The organism is Rhodopirellula sp. P2, from assembly GCF_028768465.1.
Taxonomy (GTDB): domain Bacteria; phylum Planctomycetota; class Planctomycetia; order Pirellulales; family Pirellulaceae; genus Rhodopirellula.
The window spans coordinates 2,339,138-2,361,771 of record NZ_CP118225.1 but is presented as its reverse complement, the minus strand read 5'-3'; the positions used below and the strand labels follow the sequence as shown (position 1 = coordinate 2,361,771).

The window sequence follows — 22,634 nt, the reverse complement described above, 5'->3', positions numbered from 1 at the left end:
CGATCAACCTGCTTCGGAGCACTGTTTTTGATAAGCGGCAAAGTCCATCAACGAATCCGGCAGATCCGCTGACAATTTGACTTTGAGAATCCATCCAAAGTCGAACGCGTCGTCGTTCAAGTTGTCCAAGTTGTCAGGCAGATCGGAGTGAACTGCGACAACTTCGCCAGCCACCGGGCTGTACAGAGGGCTAACCGCTTTGACGGATTCGACTTCACCGAATTCTTCGCCAATTTCTAGCTGCCGGCCCACTTCGGGAAGGTCCATGTAGACCAAGTCGTTGAGTTGCTCGACGGCGAACGCTGAGATGCCGATCGTTGCGAACTTGTCGCCGCCTTCTTCTTGGACGTCCACCCACTCATGGGTCTCGGCATAACGCAGGGTCGAAGGGTCTCGTGCCATCAGAGGCTCCTAACGAATCAATGAAAAATGAAAGGAAAAAGTGAATCAATGAATGATACGGTCAACGATCGCCAACGCTAGGTTGCGGGCATTCGTCAAACAACGCACCACAAAAATCAGGATGCAGCGACCGGGCGTTTGTAAAACGGCAACTTGGTCGGCAACGCTTCGGTGGTCTTGCCACGAATGTCGATTTGGAAGCTCGCGTCTTTCGCATGCTTGGCATCAATCGTCGCCATCGCGATCGGAACACCCAACGTCGGTGATGGACCGCCACTGGTGACTTTCCCGATCGTTTCGCCATCCGCTGTCAGCACGGGACAGCCTTCTCGTGCAGGACGTTTTCCAGTCGGGAGCAGTCCAATTCGGCAACGCATCCGGCCCTGTTCGACAACGGCCCGCAAGGCATCTTCACCGATGAAGTGTCGGTCTTTCAGGTTGCAACCAAACTTCAAACCGGCGGTGATCGGATCAATCGTTTCGTCCAGTTCATGCCCGTAGAGCGGCATCCCGGCTTCCATTCGCAGCGTGTCGCGGGCGCCCAAACCGGCAGGTTTGAAACCAGCTTCCCGACCGGCGAGCAAGACGTTTTCCCAAACCCGTTGGGCTTCTTCCGCGCGAACGATCAATTCCAAACCGTCCTCACCGGTGTACCCGGTCCGACTGACGATGACAGGTTTTGCGAATTGGTCGGTGATGAACGCGCTATAATTTTTCAGTCGAGAGGGATCGATCGTGAACAGTTTTTTGCAAACTTCGATCGCCATCGGCCCCTGAACCGCGATCATCGCGGTCAACTCCGTCCGATCCGACATCGTCACGGTGGGAAAGTCGGCCAGGTGAGGCTCGAACCACTCCAGAATTTTTGCTCGGTTGGATGCGTTGACGACCAACAGGTGAAAGCGTCGTTCCGATGGGGTTTGCAAGAACGAAACCAACACATCGTCCAGCACGCCGCCCTCGGCGTTGCAGACCATGCCGTAGCGAACTTGGCCGGGAACCATGTCGGTCACTCGGCGAGTCAGCATGTGGTCGAGGAACTCAGCCGCGTGATCACCATCGAACCGCAGTCGGCCCATGTGCGACACATCAAACAGGGCGGCCGAATTTCGACACGCTTGGTGTTCCGCGACAATGCCCTCGTACTGAATCGGCATCGAGTAGCCGGCGAAGGGGACCATCTTGGCCCCGGCCTCGCGGTGCCAGGCGTCCAACGGTGTTTGCAGACAGTCCGCTGGGGTGGAAGAATTTTCCACAGGATCGTTGGTGGATGAAGTTGTCATATAAAAACGCTCGACAACGCAGGCAAAAACGAACCTCATCGGGAGGATCCCCTCTCAACTGGCACAACACCGGCCAGCAGGAACCCTGGACAAGGACGAAACACTCGGATGAAAAAGATCAATGTTGGGGCCGAGTGTAAACAACAAAAGCCGGACCTGGCACCCGCCCGGTCCGGCTTCAGTCATTTTTTGTAGATCGATCGCAGCAGAACTGCGACCAGATCACTCTGCTGGCTGCTGGACCGCCGCAAAGTCACCCGCGATGGCCATCACCAAGCCATCGAGATCCACGTACTTTTTCAGAGCCGCGTTGACCGAGTCGACAGTGGCCGCCTGGATTTGCGCCTCGTGTTCCGCCACAAATTCCATTGTGCGATCGTTGAAGACCGATTTGACCAGCATGCTGGCCAGCTTCGAATCACCCGTTCGGCCAATTCGTTCGGCTTGCAAATAAGCCCCCTTGGCTTGCTCCAACTCCTCTTCGGTGACCCCCTCTTCCAGCAACCGAATGACCTCTTCACGAATCACGCGAAGCAATTTGTCTTTGTTGGCTGGGTTGGTGATCGCGTACAGCGTGAAGCTGACCTTCTCATCCACCGCAAAATTCGCTGCCGTCAAACCGCTGCGAACACCGTACGACAACCCTTCTTGCTGACGCACCCGATTGGCCAAACGGCTGCTCAACGACCCGCCGCCCAAGATGAAGTTCCCCAGCACCAGCGACGCGTACTCGGGATCCGAATCTGCCAGCTTGTACTGCTGGCCGCTGTACAACAACGCGTTGGATTTGTCCGGCGTTTCGATCGTCACAACCGCACCCGGAATGTCAGGCTGCGCCGGCGTCACGATTCGCTCGAATGGCTGCTCGGCCTCCCAACCTGCCAAGATCGCTCGAAACTGCTCCAGCGTGGGCTCGACCTCGATGTTGCCAACAACGGCCAGCTCACCAGCTTGGTTGCCAAGGTACTCGGCATGCAACTGACGAATCTGCTCGATCGTCGTTCCTTCGTACATGGCAATCTCTTCATCGATTGTCATCACATAGCGAATGTCATCCTGGCCGTACGGCGAAAGCATTTGCTGAACCCGACGAGGCGCCAAGGCGTTCGGTTCGGTCTTGCTCTTTTCCAATCCCGTGATGACCTGACGCCGCATGACTTCCAGTTCCGAAGACTCCAGGCGAGGTGCACGGAAGATCTGGCCCAGCAACTCAATCACTTCCGGCAAGAACTCTTGTTTGGTTTGCACCTGCACCTGCAACACGCCCTTCAAGCTGTAGATCTGAACTTCGGCACGCAACCGAGTCCACTCGTCCTGCAACTGCTGGTAGTCCAGATTTTCGGTCCCACGAGCCATCATCATTCCCAACAGCTCAACGGCCCCCAGCTTGTCTTTGAGCGACTCAGGAGTGCCGAAACGCAGGGTCATCAAGATCGATACCGAATCACCACGAGTCTTCTTGGGCAGCACAGCGTATTCGATGCCGCCAGCCAATTCACCGCGTTGAACTCGCTCTTCAATCGCCGCGGGATCAGGATCAAAACGTTCTCCCGCAGTAACCGCAGCGCGGCCTTGGTAGTCCTTCAGCAACGCTACCAAATCGGGCGATTCCGGCACGCTGACGCGGTCTGACTCGGCCGATGGAATGAACAATCCCACGGTCCGATTGTTTCGTTTCAGATAACGACTGGCCACTTCGCGGACTTGATCAACCGTCAAAGCTTCCACCGCGTCGCGGTACAAGAAATACAAACGCCAATCGCCTTGGGCCGCCCAGTCACTGAGCGAGACTGCGATCTTGTCGGTGTTGGCCGACTCCAATTCGCGAGCCTTCAACATCTGTTGCTTGGCACGTTCGACCTCCTCTTCGGTGATCGGGTGGTTGGCCCAATCGTTTTCCATCAAATCGATCAATTTGGCACGAGCCTGCTCGATGGATTGCTCCGCCGGGACCTCCGCCATCGTCATCAACAAACCAGGTTCGCGAAAACCAAATGACATCGCGAAAACACTGCTGGCGAGTTCCGTTTCAACCATTTCCTTGTACAAACGACCGCTCGGTTCATCTCCCAAAACGTTCGTGAGCGCCTTCACCGCGGCGTAATCCGGATGACTGCCCGCGGGGATGTGATACGCGGCGCCGACGACTTGCACGTCGCCAACTCGTCGCAACACAACCGTTCGCTCCCCGTCTTTGGGTGGCTCGACCGTGTAGGTTTCATCGATCGGCGTGCTCGGAACCGGCAGACTGCCAAACGCGTCGTTGACCGACTTCAAGGCGTGATCGACATCGAAATTGCCCGCGATGATGACCATCACGTTGTCGGGGCGATAATACTTGCGATAGAACTGACGCAATTTGACGACTGGCACACGCTCGATGTCGCTGCGGTTGCCAATCGTCGATTTGCCGTAGTTGTGCCAATCATACGCAGCGGATTCGATCCGCTGCATCAGGACTCGCATGGGCGAGTTCTCACCGCGTTCGAACTCGTTGCGAACCACGGTCATTTCGCTTTCGAGGTCCTCGCCTTTGATGTTGCTGTTGAGCAACCGATCGGCTTCGAGATTCAAGGCGAATTCGAGGTTGTCTTCGCTGGCCGGAAGTGTTTCGTAGTAGTTCGTCCGGTCCATCCAAGTCGTGCCGTTGAATCGCGCCCCGCGATCCTGCAGCGCCTTGGGAACCTCCGGATGTGTGGGCGTGCCCTTGAACAGCATGTGTTCGAGAAGGTGGGCCATCCCGGCTTCGCCGTAGCCTTCATGACGGGAGCCAACGAACACGGTCATGTTGACCGTCACCACCTCTTTGCTCTCATCGGGAAAGAGCAAAACCTTCACGCCGTTGGGCAGCGTGTATTCGCTGATCCCCTCGACTTCATGGAGTTTCGATGGCACGGACGAATCCTTTTTTGCCGTGTCTTCGGCAGAACTGAGGTTGGGAATCAAACAGAGAGCAGCGACCAAGCTGCCCAGCCAAATGGCGGGCGCACTTCGACCGAAGCGGCATGGAACCGCCGCCACATCCAGGTGTGAAAGCATTGCGAAATTCATCCGATCGTCTCGTTGGAGTGATGTGTGAGCTGAGGGACGCCCGAATTGTAACGGCGAGGCGACAACTGTGTCCCCCCGGGGTCGCCGTGATCGACGGCAAACTTCACACTGTGCGTTCCCAACGCCTTTCACGGACACACCCCATGAACGATTCGCAACCCACTCCCTCCGAGCAACCACCCAAGCGAGATTTGTATCCCAACGAACTCGCCGAGCAAAATCACAACCGCCAGCCTCGAGCAGAACTGCCGTGGCACCTCGCGTTTGACCTCCAGGACGTCGAAGCGGGCCTGGCTGAACGCTTGGCCGCCAACCCCGACACCGAATCCTTTGCTCGCGAAGCCTTGGTCGGTGATCGAATTCTCGCTGTGATTTTTCACGCGGGCCAATGGTACGCGATGGACGGCATCTGCACCCACCAAGGCGGCCCGCTCGCGGAAGGTCATGTGGCGGACGGCTGCGTGACTTGCCCCTGGCATGGATGGCAATACGAACTGGAAACCGGAACCCAAACGACCAGCCGCCAACCGCTGCAAGCGGTGTTTCCGATCCGGCAAAACGGCACGGCGGTCGAAGTCCAACTGCCGTGACGCACAATCGAGTGACCCCCTATCGCTGCCAGAGAATCAGCGGCAGCTCCAGCGGCACAGCGACACCTTCGTGATGGGGCAGGATCCGGGCGGTGTAGTCGTTTGCGGGTCGGGTGCTCGGCACCGACAACTCGTAAACAAGATGACTCGCTTGGTCGTCGACCTGACGGTTCATTGCCAATCGTTCTGGCTCGCCGTCTTGCATCGCATCGGCAAAAAGCTCCACTCGCAGGCACCCAGCTTCCAAACCGCCGGGATCCACCTGCACCACAAAATGATGCTCGCTCTCGCTCGATGTGACCGCGACATTCACGAACCGAATCGAAGACCATCGCTCTGTCAACGCATGCTTCCAATTCACCAGATTGGTGCCTGCCGCACCGCCCAGCTTGGTTCGCGATTGAATTCGATTCGCGGCCGGAATGTAAATCTTCTCGGTGTACTCGCAAACCGTTCGTACCGCTGAAAACCGAGGTGTCAGACGTGCCATGCTTTCCCGCATCCTGGCCAGCCAACGCGCTGGGATCCCCAGTTCGTTGCGGTCGTAGTACTCCGGCACAACCTCGTTTTCGAGCACCTCATAAAGCTGGTTGGCCTCGATCGCATCCCACTGCGGATCGTCGCCATGCTCTTTCCCATCTCCGATCGCCCAACCAACATCAGGTGAATATGCTTCGGCCCACCAACCATCCAGTTCAGACAGATTCAGGCCCCCGTTCACCAAAACTTTCATTCCGCTGGTGCCGCTCGCTTCCCAAGGCCGACGCGGCGTGTTCAGCCACACATCGACCCCTCGCACCAAATGCTGGGTCAGCAACATGTCATAGTCGCTGATGAAGATCACGTGCGGACGAACGTCGGCGCGACGGATGAACTGAATCCACTGACGAAGCAAATCCTGTCCCGCCTGATCGGCTGGGTGAGCTTTGCCCGCAAGGATCAACTGCACGGGGCGTTCCGAATTGGACAACAATCTCAACAGACGATCGGGGTCATGCAGCAACAAGTTCGGGCGTTTGTAGGTTGCAAACCGACGAGCAAAACCAAGCGTCAACGCGGCGGGGTCAAACAGGTGACGAGCCGCTTCGACGTCCTCTTCGGACGCCCCCGATCCGGCCAGTTGCCGCGACAACCGGGACCTGGCGTAGTCAACCAATTCGTGAGTCGATGCCAGCCGAAATGCCCACAGTTGCTCATCGGTCACCTCGCGAATGTCTTGTTCGAGCGTGTCCGTTGTGCCCCGCCATCGACACTGGCCACAAGCCTTCGTCCACAGGGCATCCGCGGGCGCCGAATCCCAAGTCGGCACGTGCACCCCATTGGTCACGTGCGTGATTGGGACTTCCTCTTCGGGCCAATGCGGGAACAACGGCTCAAACAACTGACGACTGACTTCACCATGCAAGCGGCTGACCCCGTTCACGGCACCGCTGCCGCGCACCGCCAAGTACGCCATGTTGAAAGGCTCTGAATCGTCGTTGCCATCGAGGCGGCCCAATGTGAGCAACTCGCGGACACCAATGCCCAATCGCTCACGAGCGTAGCGACCGAGGTACTGCTCGATCAAACGAAGATCAAAACGATCAAATCCCGCCGCCACGGCTGTGTGTGTCGTGAACAGATTCCCGGCTCGAGTGATCGCCAGGGACGCATCAAACGCCTGCCCCGATTCGTCCATGAAATCGCGAGCCCGTTCCAAAACGGCGAACGCGGCATGACCTTCGTTGAGGTGACAAACATCCGGCCTGACCCCCACCGCTTTCAACAGTCGCCAACCGCCGATGCCCAACACCAACTCTTGCATCAACCGCAACTCCGGCCCACCACCATACAGCTCGCTGGTGATGCTGCGGTACACCGGCAAATTGGCGGGGTCATTGCTATCGAGCAAGTACAGCTTGACTCGCCCGACGTTGGCTTGCCAGGCACGCAACCAAACCGAGTGACCAGGCAAACTGATCTTCAGCCGCAACCATTCCCCATCCTCGGTTCGCAACGGCGTTACAGGAAGCTGCCCGGGATCGTTGTAGGGATACAACTCTCCCTGGACACCATCGGAGTCAATGGTTTGACGAAAGTACCCTTGCTGGTACAGCAGTCCAATGCCGGTCACGGGAACGCCTAAATCACTGGCCGCTTTGAGCTGGTCACCCGCAACATTTCCCAAACCACCTGAGTAGATCGGCAACGCCTCGCTGAGCATGTATTCCATGCTGAAGTAAGCCACGCTCTTCAACACCGACTCCGCATGGGATTGCTGAAACCAACCAGGGGCTTCCGCCGCGTCCCGTCGGACTCTCACCAACTGGTTGACTCGTTCGCGAAAATCGGGGTCCGAAAGCTGCTGCTCAATCCGTTCGCGAGAAGCCGCCTGCAGCACCACCCAGGGGTTCTGAGTGGCTTCCCAAAGCTCTGCATCAAGGGTCCGCCAGATCTCATCGGTGGCATGGTTCCAAGTCGAACGCAGGTCGAGCGAAAGCTCTGCCAACAGGTCGAATCCATCGATGTCCGTGGGTAACTGGTCATGCAAAGAAGGCAAGTTCATCCATCTTCTCGTTGAGTTTGTGGTCGTTGTTTCCCCGGGCGATCCAGCCCACCCACTTCGCTCACTTTCCGAAGGAGCGTCAGAAGACCTCAACGCAACTCCAATGCCGCGGGTCAGACCAGCCACCGAACAGCAGAGAGACAAGATCCTTTTCCCCAAACAGGATCAACCAGTGCGATCGCATTCGCACAACCTGGACGTGTTCGCACACTCTTGGTCATTCCAATGGAGCAAACAAACAGCCCAATGGAGCAAACAGGCAGCGTCGGGAAAACCTCGCTACCGAAACGAGGCACGGCTTTGAAAGGCAAGTCCCATCCCACCCGGCGCCAACGCATCACAGCGGACGTCTTCCGATGGAATGCCCCGAGCCAAACCACCCACCACCCACCCACTGCGATCGCCGGCACTCTGGCACAGGGATCGCAATCACGCAGTTGACCGTCTGTCCAAACACGCTGCCTCGAGCAGCGATCCGAGTTCACTTCAACCCGCCAACGGAGTCCCCCCGATGTCCAGCCTGATGAAAGCGTTCGTGATGCAAGGCATTGATCGCGTCGAGTTTGCCGACAAACCGATTCCAACCCCAGGCCCCAATGATGCGATCGTCAAAACAACCCGAGCTCTGGTGTGCACCTCCGACGTGCATACCGTCAAAGGGGCAATCGGTGACCGCAGCGGTCTGACACTCGGCCATGAGGCGGTCGGCATCGTCGCCAAATTGGGCAGCGAAGTTCGCGGCTTTCGCGAAGGTGACCGCGTGGCTGTCAATGCAATCACGCCCTGCTTTCAATGTGAAAACTGTCAGCGTGGCTACCCTTCGCAGTGCGGCGAAATGCTGGGTGGTTGGAAGTACGCGAACATCAAAGACGGTAGCTTTGCCGAGTACTTTCATGTCAACGACGCCAAAGCGAATTTGACTCCGATTCCCGATTCGATTTCCGATGACACCGCCGTCTACGCTTGCGACATGATGTCGACGGGGTTCATGGGCGCCGAACATGCCAACATCCCCTTGGGTGGCACCGTGGCGATCTTTGCGCAAGGCCCCGTGGGTCTGATGGCAACCGTCGGTGCTCGACTGCTGGGCGCAGGCCTGGTCATCGGAATCGACGGCATGGAGAACCGTCTCGAGCTCTCTCGGCACTTCGGTGCCGACGTCGCCCTGAACTTCAATGAAGTGGATCCGGTGGAAGAAATCCGCCAGTTGACCGGTGGCGTCGGAGTCGACTCAGCGATCGAGTGCCTCGGGGCCCAGCCCACCTTTGAAGCGTGCATCAAGGCAACCCGGCCAGGGGCAACGATTTCAGTCGCGGGCTACTTTGGGCACGGCGACAGCGTCAACATCCCACGCCTGGAATGGGGCGTCGGCATGAGCGACAAAGTCATCCGGACAGGATTGTGTCCTGGTGGAAACGTGCGGATGTCGCGGTTGCTTCGCCTGCTGGAAACCGGCCGCGTCGATCCCTCGCCTCTGACGACACATTCGTTTGACTTTGACGACGTCGGAAAAGCACTGCACATGATGGAAACGAAAGAAGACGGCATGCTCAAGCCGTTGATCCGGTTCTGACCCAACCCATCCTGCACCCTCCCTCACCGCTGGCGAGCCTCGCAGGATCAAGCGAACTCGCCGCGTCCCACCTCGGCCCGCGGAGATCGTGCGGTTTTGAAGTGCTGTGTTGGCAATGCCTTCAGAACCCCGCCCGTGCAGCGGGAGGGGTCGGAAAGCGAGCGTTCAGCGAGATTTCCGGGGGAGGGTCATACGCGCCGCTTCCCATGCTCGGCCCTCACCCTCGCGTACGCCTGAACGGCGTCGCTCGACCTCTCCCCAAACTGCGTTTCAGGAGAGGTGCGCCGCGTGAAAACCTGCCAAAATGCAGCACCAAAAAGCTGCACGATCTCCAGGATTGAGGGTGGTCCATGGAACGCACCATCATCCTCTCGAACAACGGGTTTGGCTCACGCTTTTGCGGGCGATGTCCCACCGACGCGGAACCAATCGATCGCATGATGTTGATCGCTGACAGAGAAGAATTTGACCTCTGCACTGGTGAAGTACTGGCCGATCTTCGCCATGGCGATTTCCCATTTCTTGTCACCGACGATCGCGATCCGATTCAGTTCGCCGTGGTGCTTGAAGCCAAATTTGAGATCTTCCCAAAAGGCGCCCACTTCCCAACCGTCGACATGCTCCATGACAAACATCAAGTTGAGCTTGCCATGTTCTTCAATCGCTTTTTCAACGCGAGGCAGGAAGGTCTCGTAGTCTTCCGTGGTCAACAATCCAGAAGCCTGGATCTCGATCATGTTGGTTGCTGGATCTTGAATGATTTGAACAGCCATTTTGTTCTCCTTGTGTGGTTGGCTCTTGGGGACGTCCCATCGCCCCGCGACTGGCAAGCGGCTCATCAATGACGACCGGCAAGCGATGACAAAGAAGGCAAGCGACGTGCCGCTTGGGACTGCGTGCGGTCAAAACGCCCCTGCTTGGGAGCAGATGCCCCCACATCGTTGACCTTGCGGACTGAAACGATTGCGTTGATTCGCTTTGTAACGGTCCTACCGGTTCCTCCTTGCTCGACCGTCCAGTTAAGACCTTCCTAGCGGGTGTGACGAAGAGTGGGAATGTCGTGAACAGTCGTCGAGATCCGGTCCTGCCGTGGGCAGCCGAGCGACTTCCACACCCGATTTGTGTCGTCCAAGGCCTTCAAAATGCATTCACGATTCCAAACCGCCATGGCAGTTTTGTTGGTCAACGCCGTCGGTTGCGCGGGGTCGGGGACACACCGATTGGCTGACACCACCCCCGTCAGCAAGTCGCTTGTGGCAGAGCATTCACCAAGCGATGCGAGCGTCCCACCGAAGTTATCGCCGCCCGTCAGCCTGGCGAGCTTCACGGACGTCGAGGCAAATCTCGAGCTGAACGACGTAGAAATGGCGGAGGAACCGACACCGCCCCCCGTCGTGTTGGACACCATCGAACTGAATTCTTCCGGTGGCGAATCGCTGCCAGAAGCCTGGGCAATGGCAGTCGCAGTGGATCAAAAACTGCAATCCAAAGCCAATGTGACCGGCGCCGCCGTTTACGCTCACGAAGCAGCGAAGTCGGCCAGAAACCCTTCCCTGAGAACGTTCAACTCCTACACCGCACTTGATCGAGAGCCAGGGATTGGGGTCGACATTCCCGGACTGGCCGGCCTTGGTTTCGGTTCCCTGCCGATCGGCGAAAAGGATTTCTTTTCATCCGCCACATTCGCGTCCGTTCCGATTTACACAAGTGGGCGGATTAGCAGCACGATTGACGCCACCTGCGCCAATGTGCACGCGTCGCGTTTTGACCAACGCTCCGAACGGCACGACTTGAAAATGGAGGTGGCCGAAGCGTTTGTGAATGTCTTGAAGGCCGCGAAACTCGTCGAAGTCGCTCGGATCAGCGTGGTCACGCTGGAAAAGCACTTGGTGGATGTTCAAGATCTGTTCGATGAAGGTGTGGTCGCCAACGGCGATGTCCTGGCCGTCAAAACCACCCTTTCCGAAGCTCGCGACAAGCACCTGCAAGCGACCAATGGGCTCGATCTCGCAAGTGCAGCCTACAACCGCTATGTCGGACGACCGCTGGACGCACCGGTGACGCTCGCCGAGATCGCGAATTCACAACCCCTGAGTTCGGAATTCGAGACCGCTGGACTGCCGGCCGATGCCGGCCCCAATGAATTGATTGCGATTGCTCTGGCACAACGTTCTGAATTGCAGGCGGTGGCCCATAAATCAAACGCACTGCGTCACCAAGCAAAGCGTGAACTGGCGGCCCTGGGACCTCAGGTGGGTGCCGCGAGCGGATTCAGTTTTCTTGAAAACGACAACCTCACGCACGAAGGATTTTGGTCCGCTTCTTTGCTGGCTGAATGGACCATCTTTGATGGTGGAGTCGCTCGCAACAAAGCCGCCGCACTCCGACAGCAGGCATCCGCGTTGGCTCGGCTCAAACAAGACTTGGAAAGCCGCATCGCGTTGCAAGTCAAGCAGTCCTGGCTCAATCTCCAAAACGCCAACGACCGGATCCATGTCGCCGAAACATCCGTTGCACAGGCGGAAGAAAACCTTCAGTCTGCCCTGGACCGCTACCGCCAAGGAGTCGGCACCAACACCGAAGCCTTGGACGCTCAAACGTTGTTGGCGCAAAGTCGCAACAGCTATTTCTCGGCGAAGTATGACGCCGCCCTCGCTCGCGTCATGCTCGACCGAGCCACCGGCAATCTCTAAAAGCCATCCGCTCTGCGCAACCGCCCTCCGCAATTTTGTGCAGATACGCTCGCCGCCCCCCGCCGGGCAGTGCGACCTCGTCACACCAGCAATCTGGTCGCGGCGGCGATCAGGTCCGTCAATCGTGCGACCGTGCCTTTCGGCACCCTTGATGACAATGGCACACCCTGTGCTTGAACGCGTCTGCTGTTTGTCGTCCGCGAACAAAGGTAGAGCGAAGCGAGTTTGCAATTTCGTTTGGAGTGACGGCGATCTTTTTCATAATCAGGATCCGTCGCGATGGCGAAGTCATTCAAACGATTGTCGATGCTCTTGTTGCTCGCAGCATGCGTGGTGGGAGGCTACTTCGCTTGGGATCGCTGGGGACGAGTGGAACCGCTCCCCGATGGACTGGTCCAAGCAAACGGCCGAATTGAAGGCGACCACGTCACCGTCGCCAGCAAGTTCGCTGGCAAAATCCACGAACTACTAGCTCGCGAAGGCGATAGCGTCAAAGCGGGCCAGGTCTTGGCTCGATTGGACAGCCAACAGGTTCAGGCAAAACTGCGACAAGCCGAGCAGGGCGTCCAAGCCGCACAGGCTCAGTACCGAGCGGCCCAATCCGGACTCGAGTTGCTCGAGAGCGAAGTGCCACTGATGATCGAAACGGCGGAGGCATCGCTGGAGCATGCCAAGGCCGTCGTCGCGAAAGCCAAGGCGGCCGAACAGCAATCGGCACGCGACGCCAAGCGTTTCTCCGAACTTGCGTCCCGTGGAACCGTCGACCAACGCAAGGGCGAAGAAGCGGAGCTCGCCTGGACGGTCGCCAAGAACGATGTGCGTGTGGCCGAGACCGCATTGACGCAAGCCGAAAAGCAACTGGCCGAAGCGAATCTGGGTGACCGTCGTGTTCACGCCAAACGGCAAGAACTCGAAGCACTCGCCGCCCAAGTGGCTGGCGCAGAAGCGGTTCGAGACGAAGCCCAAAGTGTCCTCGATGACTTGACCATCACCGCACCTGCGGACGGAGTCATCACGACGCGTGTCGTTGACATTGGCGAGATCGTCGCCGCAGGTTCACCGTTGTTCGACCTCGTGAATCTCGACCGTTTGTACCTGAAGGTCTACGTGCCCGAAGTCGAAATCGGACGGGTGCGATTGGAATTGCCCGCACGGATCCACACCGACGCCTATCCGGAAACACCGTTTCCAGCCACCGTCCGCTACGTCTCCAGTCGGGCTGAATTCACACCGAAGGAAGTCCAAACTCCCGATGAACGCGTGAAGCTGGTCTACGCCGTCAAGTTGTACTTGGATGAGAACCCCGCTCATCGCCTGACGCCTGGCTTGCCGGCCGATGCCGTGGTGCGATGGAAGGAGGACACACCGTGGGCCAAACCCCAATGGTAGACGTCGGCCTCAACCACTCCACCGACACCACCTCATCAGCTGCTTCGAAACCGATCGTTCGCGTCGCTGAGTTTCGCAAGACCTATGGTCGCACAACCGCTGTCGATGGCATCGACTTGGAAATCAGTCGCGGAGAGATCTACGGTCTGATTGGCCCCGATGGTGCCGGCAAGAGCAGTCTGATGAAGGCCATCGCGGGTGTTCTCACCTACGACAGCGGAACACTCGAAGTGTTTGGCACCCAGGTTGATTCAGAACAATCCGCGGAAACGATCAAAGATCGAATTGGCTTGATGCCGCAAGGCCTGGGGCTGAACCTTTACGCCGACCTGACCATCGAAGAAAACGTGGACTTCTTTGGGCAGATCCGACTCGTCCCCAAAGAGATCCTGGAACAACGCAAGAAACGCTTGCTCGAGATGACCCGACTGGACAAATTTCGCGATCGGGCGATGAAGAATCTCTCGGGTGGAATGAAGCAAAAGCTGGGCCTGGTCTGTTGCCTGATCCATCATCCACAACTCGTGGTGCTGGACGAACCGACGACAGGAGTCGACCCGGTCTCACGCCGTGATTTTTGGAGTATTCTCGCTCAGCTCCTCCGAGAGGAACAGATCACGGCGTTGGTCTCGACGGCCTACATGGATGAAGCAACTCGGTTCCATCACGCCGCCTTGTTGTTTGACGGGAAGGTGCTTGCCCGCGGTGAACCGGACGAGATCGCAGCGCTCGTTCCAGGCCGAATCGTGCAGACCAAGGCCGAACCGCAAGCGGAATCGCTGGCCTTGCTCAAACAGACTTTCCCGCAATCCGAAGCGGTTGGACCGTGGCTCCGTGTGTTCGTGGACGACGCGGACGATGAACAGGCGAAACAGGCCGTCACGTCTCGCCTCGAAAAGTTCTCACCGCATGAAATCCATGTTGCAGAACCTGATCTCGAAGACGTGTTCATTGCCTTGCTGCGGCGACGTGGACTCACTGACAACGATGACCTGCAAACAGCGCCTTCGATTTCCAACACCAACGCCCGACACCCGGATGGACTCGCCATCGAAGCCAACGAACTGGTGCGAGAATTCGGTTCTTTCAGGGCCGTCGATCGCGTTAACTTTCGTGTCGAGCAGGGTGAGATCTTTGGACTGTTGGGAGCCAACGGCGCGGGCAAAACAACGGTCATCAAGATGCTGACAGGCCTGCTGCCGCCAACGGCAGGAACGGGCCGCGTTGCAGGTGCTGAGATGCGCCGCGCTGGTCAGGAGATCAAAGAACGGATTGGATACATGTCCCAGGCGTTCTCGTTGTACCAGGACCTGAGTGTCGTCGAAAACATTCGCCTGTACGCAGGGATCTACGGACTCTCTCGACGCAGCGCACGTGAGCGGACCGAGTGGATCATCGACATGGCCGGACTGTCCGGCCGCGAAAACTCGCTCTCGGGAAGTCTGCCAATGGGTGTCCGGCAACGTTTGGCCATCGGCTGCGCGTTGGTTCACCGCCCGCAAGTCCTGTTTCTCGACGAACCGACCTCAGGGGTCGACCCGATCGGCAGACGACGTTTGTGGGACATCATCTTTGATCTTTCACGCAACGAAGGCGTGGCGATTCTCGTCACCACGCACTACATGAGCGAAGCCGAACACTGCGACCACATCGCGATGATGTACGCCGGACGTGTCTTTGCCGACGCCTCGCCGAGCGAACTCAAAGCCAGCTTGCGGAACGAATCCGGCCAATTGCTCGAAGTCACCACCGACAATCCGCTGGCCGCCCTCGAAGTCCTCGAATCAGAAGGGTTTCCGGGTGTGTCTTTGTTCGGCAAACGCATTCACTTCCTCGCGTCGGATCCATCGGTCGCAGAACAGCGAGTCAGGGACGCCTTGAGAAAATCCAACATCGAGGTGCTGTCGGTGTTGGAACAACCGCTGACCATGGAAGACGTATTTGTGAACCGCGTCCTCGCCCTCGAAAAGGCCGACGCGAAAGCCAACGGGGGAACGCCATGAACGTGCGTCGCGTCACCGCCGTGGCATCCAAAGAATGGCGAGAAATCGTGCGAGATCGCATGTTCCTGGCCCTCACGTTCTTGGTGCCGGTCTCGTTGATGCTTGTCGTTGGCTACGGATTGTCCCTGGACGTCGAGGACATCCCACTCGCAATTGTGGATCGCGACGGAACGAATTTGAGCCGCGAATATGCATACCGCTACATCGACTCACGTTACTTTGATTTCAAAGGCTACGCCCTCGACGTGCACGACCTGTCACCCCTGTTGGCAGACAACAAAATCCGTGCTGCCATCATTCTCCCGGAGAACTTCCAAAAGGAACTTCTTGGTGGTCGGCCGGTGGTGGTGCAAACCCTGATCGACGGGACGTTTCCGTTCCGCGCGCAAACGACCAAGGGTTATGTGCTGGCGATGAACACCTCGTTCTCAAGCGAGGTGCTGGCATCGTACATTTCCAAGCGTCGCGGAATTCCACTGGCTCAAGCCGCCACGTCCATCCGTCCGGTCACGTTGGAAGCGAGGTACCTGTACAACCAAAGCATGAAGAGTGATTGGGCGATTACGCCGCGGCTGATCATGGTCATCTTGATGATGACGCCACCGTTCTACACGGCACTCGGAATCGTTCGCGAAAAAGAACGCGGGTCGATCTACAACATCTATTCATCGACTGTCACAAGGCTCGAATTTCTCATTGGAAAACTGATTCCCTATGTGGGCATTTCCTCCGCCAATGCGGTGATCCTCTGGCTGATCGCGACCCAGCTCTTTGGTGCTCCCTTCAAAGGCAGCCTGCTGTTCTTCATCCCGGCGACGCTGCTGTACATCATTTGCACCACCGGTTTGGGATTGGTTGTTTCCGTTCTGGTGCGAACCCAAGTGGCCGCCATGGTGGTGACCTTCATCGTCACGGTGATCCCTTCCATCCTGTATTCGGGAGTGATCGTGCCGATTTCATCGCTCAGTCCAACGGCACAAATGACCGCCCACGGGCTGCCAGCGATGTACTACACCAACATCATCGTCGGCACCTTCATGAAAGGGGTGGGCCTGCGTGAGCTTTGGCCTGATGTTCTGGTCCTGGCCTTCTACGCGACGGGCCTGATGACAATCGGATATCGAATGTTCCACAAAAGGCCCAGCACTTGAGTCCCAGCACATGAATCCAACAACACCAACGACCGGGGAACGACCTCAGCCGCACACGGCAGACGAACCGGAGACTCGCCCCCGTCGCGGCCGAGCGTTCGTTGTGTGGTGGAACCGCATGCGAGTGATGACGATCAAAGAGTACCTGCAACTCTACCGCGATCGCATTTTGATTGTGTTCATGCTGTATGCCTTCACGCTGGAAGTCTTCCTGGCCGGGTCAGGAGTCAGCATGCAATTGCAAAATGGAGCTTTGCAGGTCCACGATTCCGATCACAGCTTTGCATCGCGGGAACTGATTCATCGCTTTCGCCCCCCTCAATTCAGCATCGATGGCGAAGTCCTCCATCACGGCGAGAGCATTGAGATGCTCGACCGCGGGGAAGCCATGATGGTGCTCGATATCCCGCCGCAGTTTCAGGAATCCCTCTTGGCCGGCGAAACCACCAGCGTGCAGTTGCAGATCGACACCTCCAACCCCGTCTTGGGATTCTTGGCGACCAGCTATGGTGAGCAGATTGTCGGGCAATACGGGTTGGAGGCCGCGATGCAGCGAGAAGGCATCGGCCTGAACGAACAAGCTGCGCCGATCATCCACGAAGAACATCGCGTTTGGTACAACGCCAATCAGAACGACGCGTGGTTCATGTCCGTCGTTGAGATGCTGAATGTCATCACGATGTTTGCGATCTTGCTGCCGGCGTCCGCCATGGCCCGCGAGAAAGAACGCGGCACCGTTGAACAACTTCTGGTTTCGCCGCTGTCAACGTTCCAAATGATGTTCCCCAAAGTGCTCGCCATGACCAGTGTGATCTTGGTGGGCACCATGATCACGATTCATTTGATCCTGCAACCCTTCTTTGGCGTCCCTTTTCGCGGCAGCCTGACGCTGTTCATGGCAGTGACCGCGATTTATGTGTTCACGACCGCTGGGATCGGGATGCTGCTGGCGACCATCGCTAGGAACTTGGCCCAAGTCGGGATGCTGACCGCCTTGATCTTCATCCCCATGGTCTTCCTCTCAGGGGCATGGACGCCGCCCGAGAACATGCCACCGGTGCTTCGTGCTGTCAGCGCCATCGCGCCGCTGCACCACTACATCGATGCCAGCCTCGGCATCATGCTTAAAGGGTCCGGCATTGGGTTGTTGTGGGATTCGATCCTCGCCATTGCTCTGTTCGGCGCTGCCATCTACGGGATGAGCATGGGGTACTTTCGCCGTCAATTCGGCTGAGCAATGACGTGCATTGCTCCGATTGAGACCGGGATCACACAAACCGTTGCGGGCAAAGGTTCTACGCTGGCAGACCAGCGATCGTCTTTTCGATCCGGGCGATCACCTTGGCTTGGCCCAAGACCGCCAGCGTTTCAAACATGCCGAAGCCGCTGGCCGCTCCCGTCGTCGCCACTCGCAACGCGTGAATGATTTGCCCGATCTTGATGCCTTCGGATTCGCAGAATGACTTCACCGTCGTTTCCACGCTGGCGGCGTCGAACTCAGTCGCTGCTTTCAGAGTCTCATTCAGCTTCGCCAGCAACTCCTTCGCACCATCGGCTTTGACCAATCGTTTCTCGTACGCTTTTTCGTCGACGGCATAGTCGTCCACGAAGCAATAGTCGAAATCGATGATGTCGCCGGCCATTTTCAAACGATCGCCCGCCGCAGCCAGAACAGCTTTCAACGTTTCGTCGGCATCGCCTGGGGCGACAAAGCCAGCCGCGACCGCAAACGGACGCACCAACTCGGTCCGTTTCTCGTCCGACAATTCCGCGAATGCATCGCCTTGGAACGATTGCAATTTGGCAGGGTCGAATGAGGCGGGAGCTTTGTTGACACGGTCCAGAGTGAACTTCTCGATCATTTCGGCGATCGTGAATTTCTCGGTTTCGCCGTCCAGCGACCAACCCAGCAACAACAGGTAGTTGAGCAACGCATCGGGCAAGAATCCGATCTCACGATAGAAGTCGACCAGCACAGGATTGAACGTGTCCGCGTCGATTTGCATGTTGCAACGCTCGGCGATCTTCTCACCATGAGCCAACAGCACAGCGAAATCGCGGTTCTTCTTGTACTTGTCGAGTTTGCGTTTGCTCAATTTGGCGGATCCACCGGGCTCGGCCACGTAGGGCAGGTGAGCGTAGGTGGGCAGGTCATACCCAAGCGATTGAGCGATGAACACTTGGCGAGCCGTGTTGGGCAAGTGTTCCGCGGCGCGAACGACGTGGGTGATCTTCAGTTCGTGATCATCGACGACGCTGGCGAGGTGATACAGCGGGCTGCCGTCGGCACGCGCGATCACGTGATCTTGTTCCGACGCCCATTCCACAACGACTTCGCCACGGATCAAATCTTGGATCACGCATTGGCCTTCGCGGGGCATCTTCAGACGCACGACGCCTTGCCGACCTTCGGCTTCGAATTTGGCCGCGGTCGCTTCGTCTTCCGCCATCCAGCGGCGATCGTAGACAAATGCTTCGCCCGCTTTTTGAGCTTCTTCGCGAAGCGTTTGCAACTCTTCTGGTTTGGCAAAATCGCGGTAGGCGTGACCATCAGCGAGCAGTTTTCCGGCCGCGGCTCGGTACAAATCGCCTCGCTGCGATTGAAAGTAGGGTCCGTGGGGGCCGCCGACATCGGGGCCTTCGTCCCAGTCCATTCCCAGCCAACGAAAGCCGTCCAGAATGGGTTTCAGGGCTGCCTCGACATTGCGTCCCGCGTCGGTGTCATCAATCCGCAGAATGAATTGTCCGCCAGATTGCTTGGCCAACAACCAATTGAACAGTGCCGTGCGGACGCCGCCGATGTGCAAGTATCCGGTCGGGCTGGGGGCAAATCGCGTGCGAATCATGGTTCGAAAACAGTGGAAATGGGAAGACGTGCAGGACGACCGAGCGGGTTCAAACCCTGGAGCGTTTGATTCATCCAACGCTCAGCGACAATGCTAGCAGGCGGTCGAAACTTTCCTAACCCGCCAACCAAAATCATGCCAGCCACCCTGACGACACGACGGACTCCCAAACCCGTTGGCTTTGCCCCGTACGATGGGCTTCCCAGCCCGTCGCAAACTTACTCCGTACGATGGGCTTCCGAGCCCGTCGAACCCGCTCTGCACGACAAGCTTCCCAGCCCGTCGGTCTGCGACGCAAATCCGCCCAGTGTGCGTGACGGTCTTGGAAGACCATCGTACTGACTTGAAAACGACGAAAAGCCCGACGGGCCTGCAAGCAGACCGGTCGAGCTAGTCGTGGGAGTGGGTCGTGGATCCAACGCGCGTGTGTCGGACGACAACCACTCAAGCCTCCGCCCCTACGAAGGTGATGAGAACCGTGTGGCCTGGTCAGTGACTCAGACCTGGTTCGTGTTCAGGTGTTTCAGCGAGGAATGGGTTTCCGTCGCACGGGTTGCGGTGAGTACTCAGCAGGTTCCGCGACCGAGGTCGCCGCGGGTGCCGTGTAAGCAGCGGGTTGGACTCGGCGAGCCGTTCCCCACGACGCACCATCACTGGACGATGCGGCGGGCGATCGAAGTGGTTGAACCGATTCAATCGATGGAGCCGGTGTTGGGACGTTCACAGGTGCCGACAGCCGATCGATGGGCTGAGGAGCCTGCAACATTTCATGGGTGCTGCTGCCGTACTCGACCAAGGGTTGGTCTTCGATTCGGATTGGGTCTCGAGCAATTCCCATGTCCATGGGCAACGAATCGCCGTTGGCATCGCCGAAGAAGACTTGGCCGTCAGCCGCGTTCATCTCGAACTCACCCGGTGGCAACGTTTGTCCGTGGGTGCTGGTTCCACTGCCGACGATTTTCGAAACGGAATCCGCATCCCGAACAGGCCCTTGGCGAACCACGCCTGGACGAGTCACACCGTATTGCAATTTCTTGCCAGCACTTCGTTCACGTGCTCGTTCGAGTGCATCCCAGTAGGCTTTCTTGTTCCAAGGTCCTTCTCGCAGGGTGATGCCGCTGTTGGCGAGCAAGGTTCCCTTCAAGTAGTCGACGTAGCTCAGCGATTTGCTGTATTCGGCGAGCGAACGGTAGTAGCTGATCTCGGCTTGAGCCTTGCGTTGCTGACTTTGCAGGACCACGTTGATGTCTCGTGTTCCGGCTTCGTATTCTGCCAATCGAGTTTCCACTTCCGTTTCAAACGCTTGCCATTGCTGAGCGTTGGTATGAGTCAGTTGGTAGTGCGAGCGAGCCTTGCGAACTGCCCCCGACAACTTGCTGACGAGCAATCGTTCGTCCTCTTGCAACTTAGATCGTTCGCGAACAATGCGGAGCTTTGCGTTCTGGATTCGAGCCAATTCACGACGTGCACCAAAGGCGGGTGGAGTCACTTCGAGACGAACGGCACCTTCTTGGAAATCGCCACCGGTCAGACTGCCAAGTGCGGAGCTGCCTGGTTCAGGAAAGACACCCGTGCCACCATCTGGAGGACCAAGCGTGTCACCGACACCGACCCAGCGGTACAGCAACGACAGGTTCACTTCGGGAAGAATCTGGTTCTTGGCCGAGATCACTTCCAGCTCTTGTTGTTTGATTCGAGTCTTGGTCTGACGAAGCTCAGGCGACAAGTACAGCATTTGGGCGACCGACTCGAACCAATCGAATTCAACTCGGGCCAGCGTTGGTTCGTCGATTGGACGAATCAAAAGACCGTCCGTTGCAGCCAATCCCATCAGCTCACGCAATCGGTTTTCGGCACCATAAACGCCTGCACCATCCGGTCCGGGCAAGTTCGATCCCGCCAGTGCCGTTTCAAGCTGAGCTTGGAACTGGAAGTACTGGCCTTTGGCTTGCGAAAACTCTTGCAACGTCCCGGTGCCGTTTTCCAACGCCAGTTGTGCAAACTGCTGAGTCGCCATCGCACTGTTGCGAGCGACCACAGCCGTGGCCACGTTGCGATAGGAAACGTACAGGTCCCAGTAAGCGTTCTCGACGTCACGGACCAAGTTGCGAACTTGAATTTCGTATTCGGCGATCGACACGTCTTCGTTCAGGCTGGCCAGGACAACCGGAATGCGGTTGACCAAGGTGCCACGATTCCGCATCAACGGTTGTTGCACTTGAGCTTCCATCGTGACGGTGTAGTCACTCGAAACCACTCTCGATGCCGAGTTGAGAGCCAACGGTGCCGTCGGAAGGTTGTTGTGCCCGTAAATCATTTGATGACGCAGCGTGGCGACACCACCGGTTGCGAATCGTTTGCTGATCGCGGCTTGAGCGGTCACATCATCGGATTGAAACAACGAGGTTGAGACAGCACTGTTGCCCGAGTTTCGCGGACGGTCGGTGTTGCTGTAGCTCAGGAAACCGCTGGCTTGAGCATCGAATTCAGCCAAAGCATCTTCGACGCCGCCGACTTGATTGGCTCGCAGAACGCCGCGAGGCAGTGTGCGGTTGCCATTGCTATCCACCGTCAAGGGAACCGACTGCGTGGTCGTTTGCTGGATGGCGACATCATAGATGCTGCCAAATTGATCCGCCGTTCCACTGATGAATTGGTCAGCCACGTTTTGACGGGCTTCTGCGATGCCGCTGGTGGTGACGTAGAACTTCGCATTTTGCAACGCGATGTTGGTCGCTTCTTCCAGCGTCAAATCCCAGAACTGGTAGTCGTGATTGCCAATCGCAAGCGGTGGCAACGACTCCGTCGTTTCGGGCAGACTCTCCACGTCCACATCCGGATATTCAATCCGGGTGGCTGAGTTGAGGTAGTAGTTCAGGTCCGGAGACTCGTTCAAGAAGAACGGCTGAGTTGGTGCGCACCCACTGGCGATCAGGAGTGTGATTCCCAATTGCAGTTGTGCAGTCAAACGGATCAGTGAGCGATTCATGCCCTGGACTTCCCTGGCGCGGTGCCGCCGCAGAACATGCCCCACGAGTGCCGCGAGTGCGGCATGGCATGTCCCCGAACGGGCCGAGTGTGGAAAGCCCCCCTATGAAAGTCCCGCCC

The 22,634-nt window shown here is 57.6% G+C and carries 14 protein-coding genes; 7 read left to right on the top strand and 7 right to left on the bottom strand.

The annotated features are described in order from the left end of the window. Window positions 1–3: 3 nt before the first annotated feature. The 3 genes from gcvH to PSR62_RS08410 form a co-directional block, all read right to left on the bottom strand. Window positions 4–402: a glycine cleavage system protein GcvH gene (gcvH, locus tag PSR62_RS08420; protein ID WP_274407334.1), complete on the bottom strand. Its 399-nt coding sequence runs from the start codon at window positions 400–402 to the stop codon at window positions 4–6. A 116-nt stretch (window positions 403–518) separates the two neighbouring features. After that, a complete protein-coding gene (gene gcvT, locus PSR62_RS08415; RefSeq protein WP_274407333.1) occupies window positions 519–1,685 on the bottom strand; it encodes a glycine cleavage system aminomethyltransferase GcvT in 1,167 nt (388 codons plus the stop codon). Between the two features lie 222 nt (window positions 1,686–1,907). Then, entirely contained in the window at window positions 1,908–4,736 is a 2,829-nt protein-coding gene (locus PSR62_RS08410; RefSeq protein WP_338020151.1) for a M16 family metallopeptidase, read from the bottom strand. Window positions 4,737–4,879: 143 nt separating this feature from the next. On the opposite strand from PSR62_RS08410, the gene PSR62_RS08405 reads away from it, so the two are divergent. After that, window positions 4,880–5,326, top strand: coding sequence for a Rieske (2Fe-2S) protein (locus PSR62_RS08405; protein ID WP_274407331.1), 447 nt, complete (start codon window positions 4,880–4,882; stop codon window positions 5,324–5,326). 19 nt (window positions 5,327–5,345) lie between these two features. On the opposite strand, the gene glgP is transcribed toward PSR62_RS08405, so the two are convergent. Continuing rightward, window positions 5,346–7,871, bottom strand: coding sequence for an alpha-glucan family phosphorylase (gene glgP / locus PSR62_RS08400; protein WP_274407330.1), 2,526 nt, complete (start codon window positions 7,869–7,871; stop codon window positions 5,346–5,348). 511 nt (window positions 7,872–8,382) lie between these two features. Between glgP and PSR62_RS08395 the strand changes: the two genes are divergently transcribed. Beyond that, the gene (locus PSR62_RS08395) at window positions 8,383–9,444 is read left to right on the top strand and encodes an NAD(P)-dependent alcohol dehydrogenase (RefSeq protein ID WP_274407329.1); all 1,062 of its coding nucleotides are present in this window, start codon (window positions 8,383–8,385) and stop codon (window positions 9,442–9,444) included. A gap of 389 nt (window positions 9,445–9,833) precedes the next feature. Here PSR62_RS08395 and PSR62_RS08390 read toward each other — a convergent pair whose 3' ends face one another. After that, window positions 9,834–10,217, bottom strand: a complete 384-nt coding sequence (locus PSR62_RS08390; RefSeq protein ID WP_274407328.1) for an STAS/SEC14 domain-containing protein — start codon at window positions 10,215–10,217, stop codon at window positions 9,834–9,836. Between the two features lie 393 nt (window positions 10,218–10,610). On the opposite strand from PSR62_RS08390, the gene PSR62_RS08385 reads away from it, so the two are divergent. From PSR62_RS08385 to PSR62_RS08365, 5 genes are all read left to right on the top strand, one after another. Then, a complete protein-coding gene (locus tag PSR62_RS08385; RefSeq protein ID WP_274407327.1) occupies window positions 10,611–12,137 on the top strand; it encodes a TolC family protein in 1,527 nt (508 codons plus the stop codon). Between the two features lie 279 nt (window positions 12,138–12,416). Beyond that, complete coding sequence (locus tag PSR62_RS08380) at window positions 12,417–13,526, top strand: HlyD family secretion protein (protein WP_274407326.1); 1,110 nt, start codon at window positions 12,417–12,419, stop codon at window positions 13,524–13,526. Further along, window positions 13,520–15,529: an ATP-binding cassette domain-containing protein gene (locus PSR62_RS08375; protein WP_274407325.1), complete on the top strand. Its 2,010-nt coding sequence runs from the start codon at window positions 13,520–13,522 to the stop codon at window positions 15,527–15,529. The genes PSR62_RS08380 and PSR62_RS08375 overlap by 7 nt, the downstream gene beginning before the upstream one ends. After that, window positions 15,526–16,680: an ABC transporter permease gene (locus tag PSR62_RS08370; RefSeq protein WP_274407324.1), complete on the top strand. Its 1,155-nt coding sequence runs from the start codon at window positions 15,526–15,528 to the stop codon at window positions 16,678–16,680. Before PSR62_RS08375 ends, PSR62_RS08370 begins: the two co-directional genes overlap by 4 nt. A gap of 10 nt (window positions 16,681–16,690) precedes the next feature. Further along, a complete protein-coding gene (locus PSR62_RS08365) occupies window positions 16,691–17,914 on the top strand; it encodes an ABC transporter permease (protein WP_274407323.1) in 1,224 nt (407 codons plus the stop codon). A 61-nt stretch (window positions 17,915–17,975) separates the two neighbouring features. On the opposite strand, the gene gltX is transcribed toward PSR62_RS08365, so the two are convergent. Together gltX and PSR62_RS08355 are read right to left on the bottom strand one after the other, a co-directional pair. Continuing rightward, on the bottom strand, window positions 17,976–19,526 hold the full coding sequence (gltX, locus tag PSR62_RS08360) for a glutamate--tRNA ligase (RefSeq protein ID WP_274407322.1): 1,551 nt from the start codon (window positions 19,524–19,526) through the stop codon (window positions 17,976–17,978). 523 nt (window positions 19,527–20,049) lie between these two features. Beyond that, window positions 20,050–22,515 (bottom strand): TolC family protein, encoded by a 2,466-nt coding sequence (locus tag PSR62_RS08355; protein ID WP_274407321.1) that lies wholly within the window; start codon window positions 22,513–22,515, stop codon window positions 20,050–20,052. Between the last annotated feature and the right edge of the window lie 119 nt (window positions 22,516–22,634).

Bases quoted from the DNA above. Each gene is read 5' to 3' on its own strand.
- gcvH (WP_274407334.1), bottom strand. From the start codon at position 402: ATGGCACGAGACCCTTCGACCCTGCGTTATGCCGAGACCCATGAGTGG.
- gcvT (WP_274407333.1), bottom strand. From the start codon at position 1,685: ATGACAACTTCATCCACCAACGATCCTGTGGAAAATTCTTCCACCCCA.
- PSR62_RS08410 (WP_338020151.1), bottom strand. From the start codon at position 4,736: ATGAATTTCGCAATGCTTTCACACCTGGATGTGGCGGCGGTTCCATGC.
- PSR62_RS08405 (WP_274407331.1), top strand. From the start codon at position 4,880: ATGAACGATTCGCAACCCACTCCCTCCGAGCAACCACCCAAGCGAGAT.
- glgP (WP_274407330.1), bottom strand. From the start codon at position 7,871: ATGAACTTGCCTTCTTTGCATGACCAGTTACCCACGGACATCGATGGA.
- PSR62_RS08395 (WP_274407329.1), top strand. From the start codon at position 8,383: ATGTCCAGCCTGATGAAAGCGTTCGTGATGCAAGGCATTGATCGCGTC.
- PSR62_RS08390 (WP_274407328.1), bottom strand. From the start codon at position 10,217: ATGGCTGTTCAAATCATTCAAGATCCAGCAACCAACATGATCGAGATC.
- PSR62_RS08385 (WP_274407327.1), top strand. From the start codon at position 10,611: ATGGCAGTTTTGTTGGTCAACGCCGTCGGTTGCGCGGGGTCGGGGACA.
- PSR62_RS08380 (WP_274407326.1), top strand. From the start codon at position 12,417: ATGGCGAAGTCATTCAAACGATTGTCGATGCTCTTGTTGCTCGCAGCA.
- PSR62_RS08375 (WP_274407325.1), top strand. From the start codon at position 13,520: ATGGTAGACGTCGGCCTCAACCACTCCACCGACACCACCTCATCAGCT.
- PSR62_RS08370 (WP_274407324.1), top strand. From the start codon at position 15,526: ATGAACGTGCGTCGCGTCACCGCCGTGGCATCCAAAGAATGGCGAGAA.
- PSR62_RS08365 (WP_274407323.1), top strand. From the start codon at position 16,691: ATGAATCCAACAACACCAACGACCGGGGAACGACCTCAGCCGCACACG.
- gltX (WP_274407322.1), bottom strand. From the start codon at position 19,526: ATGATTCGCACGCGATTTGCCCCCAGCCCGACCGGATACTTGCACATC.
- PSR62_RS08355 (WP_274407321.1), bottom strand. From the start codon at position 22,515: ATGAATCGCTCACTGATCCGTTTGACTGCACAACTGCAATTGGGAATC.